Genomic DNA, 17,106 nt, shown 5'->3' on the forward strand with positions numbered 1-17,106 from the left:
AAAAATAATGTTCAATTTTCCTCACGAGTATCAGCTCGATGCCAAAGACTGTGGCCCTTCTTGTATAAAAATAATAGCAAAGTATTATGGCAGGTTTTATAGCCTGCCTTTTTTACGTGATTTATGCGGTATTACACGTGAAGGCGTAAGTTTTCTAGATCTTAGCGATGCTTGTGAAGCTATTAGTTTAAGAACTAAAAGTATTAAAATAGATTTTAATACTTTAAAAACTATTCCATTGCCTTGTATTATACATTGGCAGGATAATCATTTTATAGTAGTTTATAAAATAACTCATACGCAGGTATTTGTATCAGATCCCGCAAAAGGCTTATTAAAATACTCTCATGAAAATTTTAAAGATAGTTGTTAAAAGAATCTAAAACTGGAGCAGTTTTAGCCATAGAGCCAATGGCTGATTTTAAACAACGTTCGATAAATGATAAATTAGAACGTCGCAAAACATTCGAAAATTTCTTAGGTTATTTTACACCATACAAAAAGAGTTTTATAAACCTGTTTGTAGTAATGCTAATCGTTACACTTTTGCAGGCATTTTTGCCATTTATCTCAAAAGCAGTTATTGATGTTGGGATTCAAACCAACGATTTAGATTTTATTGATCTTGTTTTAATTGCGAATATTACCATTATTGTGAGTATACTTTTAAGTAATATGATTCGCGATTGGATTTTGCTTCATCTTACTTCAAGAATCAATATTTCATTAATTTCAGACTATCTCATTAAATTAATGAAATTACCAATCACATTTTTTGAAAATAAACTAATTGGAGATATTTTACAAAGAGCGCAGGATCATGAACGTATTCGTGATTTTATAATGAACAATTCACTTAATTTTTTGTTCTCTATTCTTACCTTTTTCATATTCGGAATTATCCTCTTTATTTATAGTCCAATTTTATGTTTGATTTATGTAATAGGAAGTATATTATTTATTGGCTGGGTTTTATTTTTCCTACAGTTTAGAAAAAAATTAGATTGGGAATATTTTGATATACATACTAAAAATCAAAGCTATTGGGTCGAAACTATTGGAAGTATTCAGGATATCAAAATCAATAATTATGAAAAGCAAAAAAGGTGGAAATGGGAAGCTTTACAAGTTCAGTTGTTTAAAGTTGATCAAAAAATATTGCGTATTACAAATACACTAAATCTAGGGGCTCAATTTATTAATCAGCTAACTAATTTAATTATTACTTTTTATTGTGCAAAAGCAGTTATAAAAGGAGATATAACATTTGGAGTTATGATCTCTACTCAATTTATAATTGGAATGTTAAATGGTCCAATTATGCAGTTTATTTCTTTCATACAATCAGGTCAATATGCTAAAATCAGTTTTTTAAGACTAAATGAAATACACGAACTTGAAAATGAAGAAGAAAATGATACTAACAATAGTATTAAACTTCCCGAAAATAAAAGTTTGTTTTTGCGAAATGTTAGTTTTCGATACAGTCGTAATGGGGATTATATTTTAAGTAATATTTCATTAATGATTCCCGAAGGAAAAGTTACAGCAATCGTTGGTGATAGCGGAAGTGGAAAGACCACTTTATTAAAACTTATTTTAAGATTATATACACCTACTCATGGGGAATTAGCTATGGGGAATTTAAATATTCAGAATATTAATTTAAAGCAATGGCGTGAAAGCTGTGGTGCGGTTATGCAGGATGGTAAAATTTTTAGCGATACAATTCAAAATAACATTGTCTTAGATGATGAAAATATTGATTATGAAAGATTAAAAAAAGCGGTAACTGCTGCTAATATTGCCTCTGAAATAGAAGCTATGCCAAAAGGGTATCAAACTATGATGGGAGAAAACGGAAGAGGTTTGAGTGGTGGACAAAAACAGCGTGTTTTAATTGCCAGAGCATTATATAAAGATCCGGATTATTTGTTTTTTGATGAAGCAACCAATTCTTTAGATGTTATAAATGAACAAAAAATTGTAATGGCGCTTGAAGAAATTTTTAAAGATAAAACGGTAATTGTAGTAGCACACAGATTAAGTACAATTCGTAAAGCAGACCAAATTATAGTTTTAAAAAATGGCTTTATTACAGAAATTGGAAATCATGATATGCTGATGACAAGAGAAAACGGACATTATTATCAATTAGTAAAAACACAAATAGGAGATACTGTAAATGGCTAATAAGGGATTTCATAAAACGCTTAATGAAAATAGAACTGAAGAAGTTGCTTCGATAATTGAAAAAATGCCAACCAAATTTGGTACTATAATTACTGCAGTAGCTATTGGGTTAGTTTTGTTGCTGCTTTTATTCGGCTGGCTCATAAAATACCCTTCAATATTATCAGGTCAGATCGTTATAAATACAAAACAAGCACCAGTTAAATTAATAGCTTCAACAGCCGGAAATATTATTTTATTACAAGATAAATCTAATGCCGTTGTAAAAACGGGCGAATATATTGCGTATATAAAAAATGAAGCAAATTTAAAAGACGTTCAATTATTGAACATTATTCTTCATAAAATAAATATACATAAGGTCAATTATAAAGAAAACCGTAATTTATTTCCAGAAAATTTATCACTAGGAGAAATAAATAATAAGTATTTTAACTTCTTAAATTCTTTGTACCAGTATCTTGACTACACAGTTCAACAACCGTATGAATTTCAAAAACAAATAAATGAGAAGTTATTAGAATTACATACAAATAAATTTATTCAATTAAAAAACGATTTTCAAAATCAAAAAATTAAGTATCAAACTTCTCAAAGCCTTTTTAAAAAGGATTCCACATTATATTCTAAAAATGTAACTTCTAAAGCAGATATTGAGCATTCAATAATTGCAAAAGCAAATAGCGAACTTGATTATAATGCTATTGATAAAGAAATTAATAATACAAATTATCAAATAAAGGAAGCTCAGAATAAATCGGAAGTTATTGCTATTGAAAAGGCTATGAAGGAAAGAGAATTAATAATCAATATGTTTAATAATTATTATGATTTACTTGATAATATAAAAAAGTGGGAACGAATGTATGTTTTTGTTGCTCCAATAGATGGCAAAATTGATTTCTTAAACTTCATTAAAAATAACGATTACATACAATCAGGACAAGAATTGTTTAAAATAATACCTGATAATAATCAAATTATTGGTCAGGTAAACTTACCTGAAAATGGTTCTGGAAAAGTTAAAATTGGTCAAAGCGTTATCATAAAACTCAATAATTATCCTTATAATGAATACGGATCGATAAAAGGAAAAGTAAAAAGAATATCGCTTGCAACAAATCAGCAGACATTATCTGATAATCAAAATAAAATTAATTCCTATCTTGTAGATATTGATTTGCCATTTGGGTTAAAAACAAATTATGGTGTAGAATTGAATTTCCATGCCGAAGCAAAAGGAACGGCAGAAATTATTACTGAAGACCGAAGATTGATTGAGCGTTTCTTTGATAATTTAAGATATAAATTAAAATAATTTTAAACAGATTAATTGATTTTATCCAAAAGGAATAGTCAAAAAAAGACTGTTTTAATTGTTAGTAACTTTGTTTCAGTGTGTTAACTTCTTTTTAGTGTTTTTATATTTTTACAGTAAATATTAAAGACCTAGTAATGGAAAACAATTCCCAACAATCAAAACCGGGAGAAAGCCACGGCAGATATGCGATAATACTGTCTGTATTGGCACTTATTTTTGTTTTTGTACCACATTTAGCTTTTAAAATAGCTTATATAGTATTGGCTGTTCTCGCAATAATTTTTGGAGTGATTGGTTTATCACGAGCAAAAAGAGCAAATGTTTCAGCCAAACTTGCAAAAATAGGATTAGGGTTAGGAATAGGATTGATTTTTATTCCTTTAATGATATATTTTTCTATCTTTTTTGCTGTTAAATCTGATTATGTGAAAGATAAAGTATCTCAAAGTCAGGTAGAAGCTATTAGAGCAGATATAAAACGCCATCGTGATTCAGTAATCAAATCTGAAAAAATAATTAAGGATAGTGCTCAGGTGAAAGACTTAAAATAATTGATTTTTGACATTATTGAGTAACAGTATCAAACCCATTTTAAAGATATTTCTTAAAAATACTGCTAATAAAAGCTTAAAATTATCGATTACAAAACCAAGTAATCAATCTGTTTAAAAATTTGCAAATTATCTCATTCTGGAATTGATAAATTATCTAATTAAATTTGTACTTTTGCCAAGTTTTTTACACAACTACTTACAAACAACAACAGAATGAATCAAACAAAATATATTTTTGTTACAGGCGGTGTGACTTCTTCATTAGGAAAAGGGATCATTGCAGCATCTTTAGCAAAATTGTTACAAGGAAGAGGATACCGTACAACTATTCAAAAATTTGATCCGTATATTAATGTGGATCCGGGAACATTGAACCCGTATGAGCACGGAGAATGTTATGTAACAGATGATGGTGCCGAAACAGATTTAGATTTAGGTCATTATGAGCGTTTTTTGAACGTTCCTACTTCTCAGGCAAATAACGTTACAACAGGAAGAGTTTATCTTTCGGTTATTGAAAAAGAAAGAAGAGGGGAATTTTTAGGAAAAACAGTTCAGGTTGTTCCTCATATTACAAACGAAATTAAAGACAGAATGCAATTGCTGGGTAAATCTGGCGATTATGATATTGTAATTACTGAAATTGGAGGAACTGTAGGTGATATTGAATCATTACCTTATATTGAGTCTGTTCGTCAGTTAGTTTGGGAATTAGGAGAAAATAACGGAATCGTTATTCATTTAACATTAGTTCCTTATTTGGCTGCTGCGGGTGAGTTGAAAACAAAACCAACACAGCACTCAGTAAAAACTTTGATGGAAAGCGGAATCAAAGCTGATATTTTAGTTTGTAGAACTGAGCACGAATTGTCTCAGGAATTACGTCAAAAACTGGCTTTGTTTTGTAACGTTAAAAAAGAAGCAGTTATTCAGTCAATCGACGCTTCAACGATATACGAAGTTCCAAATTTAATGCTTGAAGAAGGATTAGATGTTGTGGCTTTGAAAAAATTAGATTTGCCTAAAAAAGCATCTCCGGATTTAAAAACATGGAATACTTTTTTACGCAGATTAAAAAATCCAAAACAAACCGTAAATATTGGCTTGATTGGAAAATATGTAGAAATGCAGGATTGTTACAAATCTATTTTAGAGGCATTTATTCATGCAGGTGCTGCAAATGAAACTAAAGTAAATGTAATTTCTATTCATTCAGAACACATCAATATTGATAATGTTGCAGAGAAATTAAGTGTTCTTGACGGAGTTTTAGTTGCTCCTGGATTTGGAGAAAGAGGTATTGAAGGAAAAATTGAAGCAGTTCGTTATGCACGTGAAAATAACATTCCGTTTTTTGGAATTTGTTTAGGAATGCAGATGTCTGTTATCGAATATTCTAGAAATATTTTAGGTTACACGGAAGCCAATTCTACTGAGATGAACGAGAAAACGCCTCATCCGGTTGTGAGTTTAATGGAAGAGCAAAAAAATGTTACAGATAAAGGTGGAACGATGCGTTTAGGAGCTTGGAAATGTAATATTAAACCAAATACGCTGGCACACAGAATTTATGGTGAAACAACCATTTCAGAGCGTCACCGCCACCGTTATGAGTACAATAATAAATACGCAGATGAATTGCAAAAAGCGGGTTTAAAAGCTTCTGGAGTTAATCCTGATACTGGATTAGTAGAGATTGTAGAACTTGAAAACCACCCGTTCTTTATTGGTGTACAATACCACCCTGAATACAAAAGTACAGTAGCAAACCCACACCCAATTTTTGTGAATTTTGTAGCTGCTGCGGTAAATGCGCATAAAAAATAATAATTAATATTCTAAGAGGTTGTAACTTTTAAGCTATAATCATAACTAATAACTTCTGACGGATAACTTTTTTAAATAAATAATGGAAGAAAAAAAATTTGACCTTAATTCAATCATTGGTTTTGTATTGATATTCGGAATCCTGATTTGGATTATGTACCAAAATCAGCCTTCTGATAAAGAAATTGCTGCTGAAAAAGCCAAGAAAGAATTAGTAGCTAAACAAGAAGCTCAGGCAAAAGCCGATAAAGCTAAAACTATTGCTGCACCAGTTGCTGCGGCTACACCAGGCGATACAGTTCAGTTAGCACAATTGCAAAAAACTTTAGGCGGATTTGCATATTCTGCTACGCTTCCTTCTGCAAAAGACTCTTTTACAACTATCGAAAACGAGAAGATTAAACTTAAAATCGCTAATAAAGGTGGTTATATAGTTGAAGCAACGCTAAAAGAATTCGAAAAATTTAAAAAAGGTTCAGGACAATTAGTTGAATTAATTAAGGATAACAATTCTAACTTAAATATTCAATTACAAACTACAGATAACAGAACTTTAAATTCTAAAGATTTGTTTTTTGAACCAACATTGACAAAAAATGGTGCAGACCAAATTTTAACAATGCGTTTAAAAGCTGGAGCTAATGAATTTTTAGAGTATAAATATGTATTAAAACCAAACGATTATTTAATTGGTTTTGATGTTCGTTCTCAAGGATTGAACAGAGTTTTAAATTCATCTAAACCATTAAACTTGGCTTGGGATTTAAAAACATACAGAAATGAAAAAAGTGTTTCTTACGAGAATCGTTATGCTGAAATTTACTATAACTATGCAGATGGAAAAGAAAGTTATGTAGGTCAGGGAGATCACAAAGAAGAAACACCTGAAAAAGTAGATTATATTGCATTTAAACAACACTTTTTTGCTACAATTCTTCAAACAAATACTGCTTTTGAGAAAGCTGATTTAGTTTCTGAGAATTTAGTTAAGGACGAAAAAGTGGATACTCTTTTTACAAAACAGTTTAAAGCAACAGTTCCATTGGCTTTCTCTAACGGAGAAATCGATTATAAGATGAACTTATACTTTGGTCCGGCTGATTATAAAGTATTGAAATCTTATGATAAAGAATTCCAAAAAATTATTCCGTTAGGATGGGGAATTTTTGGATGGATCAATAAATGGATTTTTGTGCCATTATTTGGATTCTTAAGCTCTTATATTGCTTACGGAATTGCGATTATCATTTTTACTATTATTATCAAATTGGCTATGTCGCCAATTACATATAAGTCGTTTTTATCACAGGCTAAAATGAAAGTTTTACGTCCGGATATTAATGAGTTGGGTGAAAAATACAAAAAAGACCCAATGAAGAAACAACAGGAAACAATGAAACTGTACAACAAAGCAGGAGTAAACCCAATGGCAGGATGTATTCCGGCATTGATTCAGCTTCCGTTTATGTATGCATCGTTTCAATTCTTCCCATCAGCTTTTGAGTTAAGACAAAAAAGCTTCCTTTGGGCAGACGATTTATCATCTTTTGACTCGGTTGTAAAATTACCTTTCCATATTCCATTATACGGAGACCATATCAGTTTGTTCCCAATTTTGGCAGCAATTGCAATTTTCTTCTACATGAAAATGACTTCTGGAGATCAGCAAATGGCTGCGCCTCAGCAAGAAGGTATGCCGGATATGGCAAAAATGATGAAAATCATGATTTATGTTTCGCCATTAATGATGTTAATTTTCTTCAATAGTTATGGTGCAGGTTTAAGTTTATACAACTTTATCTCGAACTTAATTACTATTGGAATTATGTTTGTAATTAAAAATTACATTGTTGACAGCGAGAAAATTCACGCTCAAATTCAGGAAAATAAATTGAAAGAGCCTAAAAAGCCAAGCAAGTTTCAACAACGTCTTCAAGATGTAATGGAGCAGCAAGAGGCAGCAAAAAAGACTCAGAATAAAAAGAAATAAATTTTAAAAATCCCGATCTAATCGGGATTTTTTATTTTAAAGAGTGTGTTTCCTTTTCAAATAACAAATGAAAATTTTAACTTTGAGAATGACAAAACATACTTTATGAAACTAATTTTCGTTTAAGTTAAAAATTGAATACAAGATGATTTCTAAAAAAATAATAATTGGGCTGCTATTGCTAAATGTTTTCTTTGTAAATGCCCAGACTGAGTTTAATAAATTAGATGCTAACGGAAAGAAAGATGGTGTTTGGAAAGGTGTTTACGAATCAAAACGTCCGCGATATGAAGGAACTTTCAACCACGGAAAAGAAACCGGAATTTTTAAGTTTTTTGATGATACTAAAAAAGGCGATGTAATTGCAACACGCGATTTTACGGCTAATGATGGAAGCTCATATACTATTTTTTATGATCAGAATAAAAATATAGTAAGTGAAGGAAAAGAAATTGGAAAGGATAGAGAAGGTGAGTGGAAATATTATCACAAAGCTTCTAAGATTTTGATGACTTCTGAAATCTATAAAAAAGGGAAACTACACGGTTTAAGAACGGTTTATTATCCGAATTCCCAAGTTGCTGAAGAAATGACTTATGTGAACGGTTTAAAAGAAGGGAATTATAAAAAAATAGGGCAAAACGGAACCATTCAGGAACAGTCTGTATTTAAAAATAATGAGTATGAAGGCGATGCTGTTTTTTATGATTCAGATGGAGTTGTAGCTTCTAAAGGAAAATTTGTAAAAGGGAAAAAAGCCGGAATGTGGCAGTTTTACACGAAAGGTAAATTGACCAAAGAAGTTAATATGAGCGATCCAAAAAGTGCTTATAAAGCCAATTCAAAACCTAAAAACGAATAGTATTAATGGCCCGCTTGTGCGGGCATTTTTTTTGCCACGAATTACACGAATTTTCACGAATTAATTTTTTGCTTTCTTAGTTAAATTAAAATTCGTGGAAATTTGTGTAATTCGTGGCAAACCTTTTTTATTCAAAATAAAATCGTGAATTCGTGGCTGATTTTTTGTTCAAATGTTTAAATTTGATTGAGCTAATATTTTGATTCAATGGATTTAAACGAACTTGCTGGAAGATTCTTTTTATTGTTTTTTTCGATTTTGGTTTTGTATTTTTTCTCCAATAGAAAAGATAACGAAACTATAAATCCTTTGATGGTTATTGTGGGTTTGTGTACTTTTTCGCTTTGCTATTTATTCACGAAAATTGAAATAGGAGTTGGAATTGGATTTGGTTTATTTGCCATTTTTTCCATTCTAAGATTTAGGACACAATCGTTTACGGTAAACGCGATCATCTTTCTTTTTGCCACGATCACACTTTCTATTTTAGATATTATGTATCCTTTTGAAAAAATAGAAATACTCTTGTTTTTTCAAATCATAATCATTGGTTTCTATGTTGTTGCTTCGATCATAGTAAATAGAAAAGCTTCAAAATATCTGAATACTGTTGATGTTAAAATTGCATTTGCTGGTGATTTTTCTTTAGAAAATGGAACTATCCGTAAAGCAGTTCAGGAAAAAATTAATATTCAGGATTTTGATTTCAAGATTGTTTTGGTCAATACAGTAACTAACGAAATTGATCTTTTAGTATTCTACTAATTATTAAATGGACGAACCTGTTTAATATATAAATCCCGATTTTCGCCAACGATTTTAAATTCTATATCTACAGGATGAAAGAGGTTTTTTCGCCAATAGCGATACATTTTTTCTTCAATTTTACTGCTCACAAGAAAAAGTCGGCTCATTTCTTTTCGGCTTAATAAAGGCTCGTTATTGTTGAGATTTGAGTTTGAAGTATAATCGACGTCAAAATCCTCATCGTCAGTTCCTGAGTTTAAATGATACGCTACAAACTGCTCGCAGATTTCTCCTTTTTCTGGTTTTACAACCGAGTTTTCTCCTTTTTGAACATTTACCGTAATTCCGGGAAAATCTTCTCTGAAAATGTTTTTCGTAATTACAACTCCATTTGCCAATTCATCAGGAAAAGAACGATGCACTAAAACACCCATTGCAATATTCTGTTGGTCGATTCCAAAAAGTTCTCTTTCGTTGTATGAAGCTTCATTCCATACACTTGCCCAAACTTGCTTAATTGCTTTTTCGAAAGTTTTAATGCTGTCTCCAAGAATTCCGGTTTTAGAATCATATAATCCTGCTCCGTTAAAATCGTCTAAATCTTCTGCATTTGTTGAGGAACGAAATCGGAAATTTTTAAATTTTGCATCTTTAAAAGTCAGATTCAATTTCGAAATTAATTCAGGATCGACAGGTTCTTTTTTAATGGCATCACGAATTTTTTTCAATTGCTGATTTACCCAAACCGTTGAATCTTTCTTTGTAGAATTCAAAAGTTCTTGTATTAAAGGAGAAATCGATTCTTTGTGAATGTGTTTGGTATAAAAATAAAACGGAATGGCATGAGCATTTTCCGGAACTTTAAATGGAATTTCTTTTGAAATTGCAATCAAATACGACATGTTTTGTGCTTTCGAACCAATATAATTAACTCCTTTTTTTGAGATTTTAGACAAATCAACTAAATCAGTAACGCTATTGTCAATGATTAGTTTTTTCTTTTTAGAATTCGTTTTGATGACAATTTTTTTATCAGTCTCTTTTATAAAAAAAGTATCAACCTGAATTTTTAATTCTACTTTTTTAGAAAGTAATCTTTTAATGTTTTCATCTTTTAAAGCCAATGTGTAGGCCATAATTGGAATCTTTCTGTTTTTTCCCAGCAGTACTAAATGACTTAGCGGCGTCTGCAATTCGTTCACAATAATTCCTCTTACATTAGGTAAAATATCCGGTGTTCCGTCTAAAACTATAATTTCATCAGGATTTGGTTTTACTTTATCCAGCTCTTTGATTTTGTATTGTTTTAAAATGCCAATGTTATTTCCTGAAACGACTTCCTGATATTTTATTTCATTAAAAATATAATCTGATTTTACACACGGAATTTTAAATTTTTCTAAACGAAACCATTCCATTTGCTCAGGATTATTCAAATAGAATTTTAGATTTTCTCCAATAAAAGTTGACTTTTTAACCAAATAGAAAAAACGTTCGATTTGTTCAATTGGCATATGATCTGAAGCGGCGAGTTCAAAAATCCATTTGTCAGTTCCTTTGATATGATTGAGATTTCCCAATAAAAAATCCCTGTCTTTTAAAGTGTTGCTGTAATTCTCATTATTAAAAATTTGTAAATCATAATTGTAATGCAGATAATTCGTTACAAAATCATAATGCAGCGGAATCAATGTACTGTTGAAATAATACATTTTTTGTTTTCGTAAATCATAAACCACTTTTACCGATTCGATATTGGAGAATTTATCAGATAAAGGTTTTCCTTTAAATGCTTTATATGCTTCATAATCAGCTAATGATGAAGAATATCTTTGTGCACTTAAAGACATGAAAATGAATAAGAAAAACAGGCTGTAAATGTATTTTTTCATGACAATTGTATTGAATATTAAAAGTAAGTATTTAAACCATAAGTTTTATCTACCACGGGATTATATAAACTAATTGAAAGGAGTCAGATTATATAAAATATGGCGTATCTTTGCACCCTTGTAAAATTAAAGATTTTAAAATGAAACGTGTAGTTGTTGGTCTTTCTGGTGGAGTAGATTCTAGTGTTGCCGCTTATTTATTGCAGCAGCAAGGATACGAAGTTATTGGGCTTTTTATGAAAAATTGGCATGATGACTCGGTTACTATTTCTAACGAATGTCCTTGGTTAGAAGATAGTAATGATGCTTTATTAGTGGCTGAAAAACTTGGAATACCGTTTCAAACTGTTGATTTAAGCGAGGAATACAAAGAAAAAATCGTTGATTATATGTTCAACGAATACGAAAAAGGACGAACTCCAAATCCTGACGTGCTTTGTAACCGCGAAATCAAATTTGATGTTTTTATGAAAATCGCACTAAGTCTTGGTGCCGATTATGTTGCGACTGGACATTACTGCCAAAAAAGCGAAATTGAAGTTGACGGAAAAACGGTTTATCAATTGATTGCCGGAAATGATGTGAACAAAGATCAATCTTATTTTTTATGTCAGTTATCACAAGATCAATTGTCTAAAGCATTGTTCCCAATTGGTGCGCTGACAAAACCTGAAGTTCGCGAAATTGCTGCTGAAATGGAATTAGTGACTGCTGAAAAGAAAGATTCGCAAGGACTTTGTTTTATTGGAAAAGTTCGTTTACCGGAGTTTTTACAACAAAAATTACAGCCAAAAGAAGGTACAATTGTTCAGATTGATAAAAATGATCCAATCTATAATTTTGAAAAACCGGCTGCATTATCTTTAGAAGAAAATCTAAAAATTGAAGCTCAAAAACTGGATTATCTTCCAACAATGGGAAAAATTATGGGTAAACACCAAGGTGCACATTATTTTACTGTTGGTCAAAGAAAAGGATTAAATGTTGGCGGGACTACAGATCCGTTATTTGTAATCGCTACAGATGTTGAAACTAATACCATTTATACCGGTTTAACCAGCAATCATCCTGGATTGTTTAAAAAAGCTTTGTTTGTTGGAGAATCTGAAGTACACTGGGTTCGTGAAGATATGAAGTTAAAAACAGGTGAAACAATGGAAGTTATGGCGAGAATTCGTTACCGTCAGCCCTTGCAAAAAGCGACACTTCATCAATTTGAAGACGGAATGTATGTTTCTTTTGAAGAACCACAATCTGCCATAACAGAAGGTCAGTTTGTTGCCTGGTATTTAGAGAATGAATTAGTTGGTTCGGGAGTAATTTCTTAGCTTTATACTTTTTTACGAAGGATTTCCTTTTAAAAGAGTATATATGAAACAGAACTTTACTTTTCTTTTACTATTGTTTTCGACTTTAATGTTTTCTCAGGAAGAAGATGCCTGGGTATATTTTAACGGAAAACCAAATTCACAGGATTTTTTCAATAATCCATCGTTGACTCTTTCGCAGAGATCATTAGATCGTCGTACAACACAAAATATTGCTTTAAATATTACAGATGCACCTCTGGAAATTACTTACGTAGATCAGATAAAAGCGAGTACAGGAATAACAGTTTTGGCACAGTCAAAATGGTTAAATGCACTTCATGTTAGAGGAACTCAAACTAATATTACGGCTTTAAAGCTGCTTTCGTATGTTGATAAAGTAGTTTTTGCCAATAAGACATTAAATGTAACTTCGAAAAAAGTTTCTCAAAATAATATTGCAGCGGTAAAAAATAAGCTGGAAACGACGATTGATTTTGCTTACGGAAATTCTGCAAATCAAATTCAAATGCTTAACGGTCAGGTTTTGCATCAGCAAAATTATACAGGTTCCGGAAAAATAATTGCTGTTCTGGATGCCGGATATCCTGGTGTAAACACAGCAGAACCTTTTAAACGATTACGAGATAATAATTTAATTTTAGGAGGTTATGATTATGTCAACAGAAGTACGAATTTTTATACCGGCGACGATCACGGAACTTTAGTATTATCTACAATGGGCGGTTACAAAGAGAATTCTTTGGTAGGAACAGCTCCAGATGCCTCTTATTATTTATTTATAACAGAAAATGATGCTTCTGAAAATCCGGTTGAAGAATCGTATTGGGTTGAAGCCGCAGAACAAGCTGATGCTTACGGAGTTGATATTATTACCACTTCATTAGGGTATTTTGGTTTTGATAATGCCAATTACAGCCACACTTACAGCGATATGAATGGCACGACAAACTTTATAACAAAAGGCGCCGAAATTGCTTTTAGTAAAGGAATTATCGTTTTGGCATCTGCCGGAAATGAAGGAAACCAAGTTGAAAATCATGTTGGATCGCCTGGAGACGGTATTTCTGTTCTTACAATTGGTTCTGTAAATTCTATAAAAGTTAAAGCTGCTTCTAGTTCTATCGGGCCAAGTTTTGACAATCGTATAAAACCAGATGTAATGGCGCAAGGTGTTGCAGCTGTTGTTGCAAACACGACTGGAGGGATTGGTACGGCAAATGGAACTTCTTTTTCATGTCCTATTATGGCAGGAATGGTTGCTTGTCTTTGGCAGGCATTTCCATCAAAAACAAATCAGGAAATTAGACAAATGATTATTGAATCTGCAGATCGCTATACAACTCCGGATAATAATTATGGTTATGGAATCCCTAATTTTGGATCGACTTTAAGTGTAGATGTTTTTCAGTCTTCATCAAATTTTTCAGTTTATCCAAATCCGACAAAATCTAATATTTCTTTTTTGTTTGCAGATGAAACGGCTTCTGTGTCTATTTATTCCATTTTGGGACAAAAGCTGATTGAAAAACAAATAACAAATCAAAATCCGGTTCTTTCTGTAGAAAGCTTAACCAGCGGACTGTATTTTTATACTTTTAAATCTGGAGGTTTACAAAAAACAGGAAAAATAATAAAACAATAATAGTTTTAATGAACAGAATTACACAGCTTTTCAATATAAAATACCCAATTATTCAAGGAGGAATGATTTGGAACAGTGGTTATAAATTAGCATCGGCAGTAAGTAATGCCGGAGGTTTAGGTTTAATTGGAGCAGGTTCAATGTATCCTGAGGTTTTAAGAGAACATATTCAGAAATGCAAAAAAGCAACTGATAAACCGTTTGGAGTTAATATTCCGATGTTATATCCTAATATTGAAGAGATCATGAATATCGTGGTTGAAGAAGACGTGAAAATCGTTTTTACCTCGGCAGGAAATCCTAAAACCTGGACTTCATTTTTAAAAGAAAAAGGAATAACCGTTGTACATGTTGTTAGCAGCAGTGTTTTTGCATTAAAAGCTCAAGAAGCAGGCGTAGATGCCATTGTTGCCGAAGGCTTTGAAGCTGGCGGACATAACGGACGTGACGAAACGACTACTTTAACTTTGATACCAATGGTTAAAGAAAAAATACAAATTCCTCTTATTGCCGCGGGCGGAATTGCAACCGGAAGAGGAATGCTTGCGACAATGATTTTAGGTGCTGATGGTGTACAGGTTGGAAGTCGTTTTGCGGCATCGATAGAATCTTCTGCCCACAATAATTTTAAAGAAACGATAGTTAATATAAAAGAAGGAGATACTCAATTGACTTTGAAAGAATTAGCTCCGGTTCGATTGGTTAAGAATAAATTTTATAATGATGTTCAGGCTTTGTATGAAAAATGCCCTTCAAAAGAAGATTTGATAGAACTTTTAGGAAGAGCAAGAGCTAAAAAAGGAATGTTTGAAGGTGATCTGGAAGAAGGTGAACTTGAAATAGGACAAATTGCCGGACTTATTCATGAAATTTTGCCTGTAGAACAAATTGTTCAACAAATGATGGCCGATTTTAAAGCTGCTCGCGAAGAAAAAGCTACATTTGAGTTTTAATTACCTGCAAGAAATATTTTATGAATTCTATTCGCACTTATATAATAGCATTGTTTCTGGCTTTTGGATTACAACAAGTTCAGAGTCAATCGTATCATTTTAAAACGTCGGGATTTAGTGTTTTAGAAAAAAATGAAAAAGGAAAGTGGGGACAGTGGTCAGATCTTGATTTGGTTAATCTCTCTGTAGTTTTAGATACTGATAAACACAGGATTGTAGTTTATTCTCAGGAAATACAGCTTTTTAGTATTCTGGATTACATCGAACGAGAGGAAAACGATACCGATATTGTGTATTCTTTTATGTGTAAAGATAATGATGGACGAGAATGCAAGCTTTCTATTATTACACGTAAAAAACAAGATAATCGTAAACAGCTTTATATAAACTATGATGATCATATTATCGTTTATAATATTTTTACGGTATAAATTTTTAAGTAATGTACTATATAGCGAACCCGGCAGATTTTAAAATCTGCCGGGTTCGCTATATAAAAAAACTTAGTATCTCAGAACCTTAGCAACTTTCCTCTAAACTTCAATATCCTTAATAAACTCATCATATTCCAGATAAAACATTTCCAGAGCATGCATGTTTTCGTTGAAGAAATCAAAAATAGCATCCCAGTTATTGCGATTGCTAAAACCTACTCCAGGTTTTTCAACCCAAATTCTGCTAATCGTTTTACCACTTTCTAAAGTGTAGTTTTTTTCGAAAACCAAGTCTTTAATAAATTCCTCTTCAAGGATGTTTTTTAAAGCTTCAATCTTTTCAAAATACGCATTTCGTTTTTCGTCGCTGCGATGTTCAATATCAATTAAAACCTGCGCTTTTTTATTGTCTACATAAAATTTAAAAGAGAAATCTTTTATTTTGGTATCATAAAGAACCCATTTTCTTGGATACTTTTCTGCAAAAGCAACCCAAAATTCCCTTTTTATTCTTTGTGATTCTTCTCTGCTGTACATTTTTATGGCTTTGTTTTAGAAAACTTGTAGAACCGCATTTTCTAGAGTATATTTATATTTTAATTTGAAAGTACAAAAATAAACTTTGAATATGGATTTTCAAGATTTTTTGCAATATGTTCCTAATTTAATTCCAGTTGAACTTCCGGCAGAATCATCACACGCAAAAATGGCGCCTCTAGAGCGCATTCAGGCGTTGAAAAATTTAGATATTGACGCAAAAAATCCAAGAATTGCTGCAGTTATGATGTTGTTTTATCCCAAAAACGGAAAAACACATTTAATTTTAATTGTTAGAAATGCATACAATGGTGTTCATTCATCGCAAATCGCATTTCCAGGCGGAAAATATGAACTTACAGATCACGATTATAAGGAAACAGCCTTACGAGAAACCAGTGAAGAAATTGGTGTCAATCCCGAGAAAATCGAAATCATAAAGCATTTTACACCTATGTATATTCCGCCAAGTAACTTTTTGGTGCATCCATATCTGGGAATTGCCAAAGAAGAACTTGTATTTTATCCAGATGCCCGAGAAGTAGCCGATGTTCTCGAACTGCCGTTATCTGTTTTTTTAGACGATGAAATTATAATCGAAAGCAAATTATCAACTTCTTATGGAAATGATATTTTGGTTCCGGCATTTAATATTCAAAATCATATTGTTTGGGGGGCAACCGCAATGATTTTAAGCGAATTGAGAGATGTTCTAAAATTTACTTTTTCAGAAAAATCATAATAACTTTAATTTAACGTTTTGATAATCATAGGTATATAGATTTATTTCGTAAATTGTATATTAGTATTGCTAAAAGAATAA

At 31.7% G+C, this 17,106-nt stretch carries 15 protein-coding genes; 13 read left to right on the plus strand and 2 right to left on the minus strand.

The window, feature by feature from the left end; translation table 11 throughout:
- The first annotated feature begins 7 nt into the window (after positions 1-7).
- From NLJ00_RS12795 to NLJ00_RS12830, 8 genes are all read left to right on the plus strand, one after another.
- Positions 8-373, plus strand: a complete 366-nt coding sequence (locus tag NLJ00_RS12795; RefSeq protein ID WP_256634025.1) for a cysteine peptidase family C39 domain-containing protein — start codon at positions 8-10, stop codon at positions 371-373.
- A complete protein-coding gene (locus tag NLJ00_RS12800; protein ID WP_256634026.1) occupies positions 367-2,193 on the plus strand; it encodes a peptidase domain-containing ABC transporter in 1,827 nt (608 codons plus the stop codon). The genes NLJ00_RS12795 and NLJ00_RS12800 overlap by 7 nt, the downstream gene beginning before the upstream one ends.
- A complete protein-coding gene (locus NLJ00_RS12805) occupies positions 2,186-3,511 on the plus strand; it encodes an HlyD family secretion protein (RefSeq protein ID WP_256634027.1) in 1,326 nt (441 codons plus the stop codon). Before NLJ00_RS12800 ends, NLJ00_RS12805 begins: the two co-directional genes overlap by 8 nt.
- A gap of 137 nt (positions 3,512-3,648) precedes the next feature.
- Positions 3,649-4,065 carry a hypothetical protein gene (locus NLJ00_RS12810; protein ID WP_256634028.1) on the plus strand — a complete coding sequence of 139 codons (417 nt, stop codon included), beginning with the start codon at positions 3,649-3,651 and terminating at the stop codon, positions 4,063-4,065.
- A gap of 216 nt (positions 4,066-4,281) precedes the next feature.
- Positions 4,282-5,895, plus strand: coding sequence for a CTP synthase (locus tag NLJ00_RS12815; RefSeq protein ID WP_053473753.1), 1,614 nt, complete (start codon positions 4,282-4,284; stop codon positions 5,893-5,895).
- An 82-nt stretch (positions 5,896-5,977) separates the two neighbouring features.
- The gene (gene yidC / locus NLJ00_RS12820) at positions 5,978-7,885 is read left to right on the plus strand and encodes a membrane protein insertase YidC (RefSeq protein WP_053473752.1); all 1,908 of its coding nucleotides are present in this window, start codon (positions 5,978-5,980) and stop codon (positions 7,883-7,885) included.
- Between the two features lie 145 nt (positions 7,886-8,030).
- Positions 8,031-8,747 carry a toxin-antitoxin system YwqK family antitoxin gene (locus NLJ00_RS12825; protein ID WP_256634029.1) on the plus strand — a complete coding sequence of 239 codons (717 nt, stop codon included), beginning with the start codon at positions 8,031-8,033 and terminating at the stop codon, positions 8,745-8,747.
- A gap of 207 nt (positions 8,748-8,954) precedes the next feature.
- The gene (locus NLJ00_RS12830) at positions 8,955-9,512 is read left to right on the plus strand and encodes a DUF4956 domain-containing protein (RefSeq protein WP_053473750.1); all 558 of its coding nucleotides are present in this window, start codon (positions 8,955-8,957) and stop codon (positions 9,510-9,512) included.
- Here the strand turns inward: NLJ00_RS12830 and NLJ00_RS12835 are convergent.
- Positions 9,509-11,386, minus strand: a complete 1,878-nt coding sequence (locus tag NLJ00_RS12835; protein WP_256634030.1) for a PEP/pyruvate-binding domain-containing protein — start codon at positions 11,384-11,386, stop codon at positions 9,509-9,511. The genes NLJ00_RS12830 and NLJ00_RS12835 overlap by 4 nt on opposite strands.
- A gap of 140 nt (positions 11,387-11,526) precedes the next feature.
- Between NLJ00_RS12835 and mnmA the strand changes: the two genes are divergently transcribed.
- From mnmA to NLJ00_RS12855, 4 genes are read left to right on the plus strand one after another with little or no spacing between them, the layout of a single operon-like run.
- Complete coding sequence (gene mnmA, locus NLJ00_RS12840; RefSeq protein WP_256634031.1) at positions 11,527-12,714, plus strand: tRNA 2-thiouridine(34) synthase MnmA; 1,188 nt, start codon at positions 11,527-11,529, stop codon at positions 12,712-12,714.
- A 43-nt stretch (positions 12,715-12,757) separates the two neighbouring features.
- A complete protein-coding gene (locus NLJ00_RS12845; protein WP_256634032.1) occupies positions 12,758-14,359 on the plus strand; it encodes a S8 family serine peptidase in 1,602 nt (533 codons plus the stop codon).
- A gap of 8 nt (positions 14,360-14,367) precedes the next feature.
- Positions 14,368-15,312: an NAD(P)H-dependent flavin oxidoreductase gene (locus NLJ00_RS12850; protein WP_256634033.1), complete on the plus strand. Its 945-nt coding sequence runs from the start codon at positions 14,368-14,370 to the stop codon at positions 15,310-15,312.
- Positions 15,313-15,332: 20 nt separating this feature from the next.
- The gene (locus NLJ00_RS12855) at positions 15,333-15,743 is read left to right on the plus strand and encodes a hypothetical protein (RefSeq protein WP_053473745.1); all 411 of its coding nucleotides are present in this window, start codon (positions 15,333-15,335) and stop codon (positions 15,741-15,743) included.
- 102 nt (positions 15,744-15,845) lie between these two features.
- On the opposite strand, the gene NLJ00_RS12860 is transcribed toward NLJ00_RS12855, so the two are convergent.
- The gene (locus NLJ00_RS12860; protein ID WP_053473744.1) at positions 15,846-16,283 is read right to left on the minus strand and encodes a DUF4268 domain-containing protein; all 438 of its coding nucleotides are present in this window, start codon (positions 16,281-16,283) and stop codon (positions 15,846-15,848) included.
- A gap of 91 nt (positions 16,284-16,374) precedes the next feature.
- Between NLJ00_RS12860 and NLJ00_RS12865 the strand changes: the two genes are divergently transcribed.
- Entirely contained in the window at positions 16,375-17,025 is a 651-nt protein-coding gene (locus NLJ00_RS12865; RefSeq protein WP_256634034.1) for an NUDIX hydrolase, read from the plus strand.
- Positions 17,026-17,106: the final 81 nt, after the last annotated feature.

The organism is Flavobacterium panici, assembly GCF_024499525.1.
Classification (GTDB): Bacteria; Bacteroidota; Bacteroidia; order Flavobacteriales; family Flavobacteriaceae; genus Flavobacterium; species Flavobacterium panici.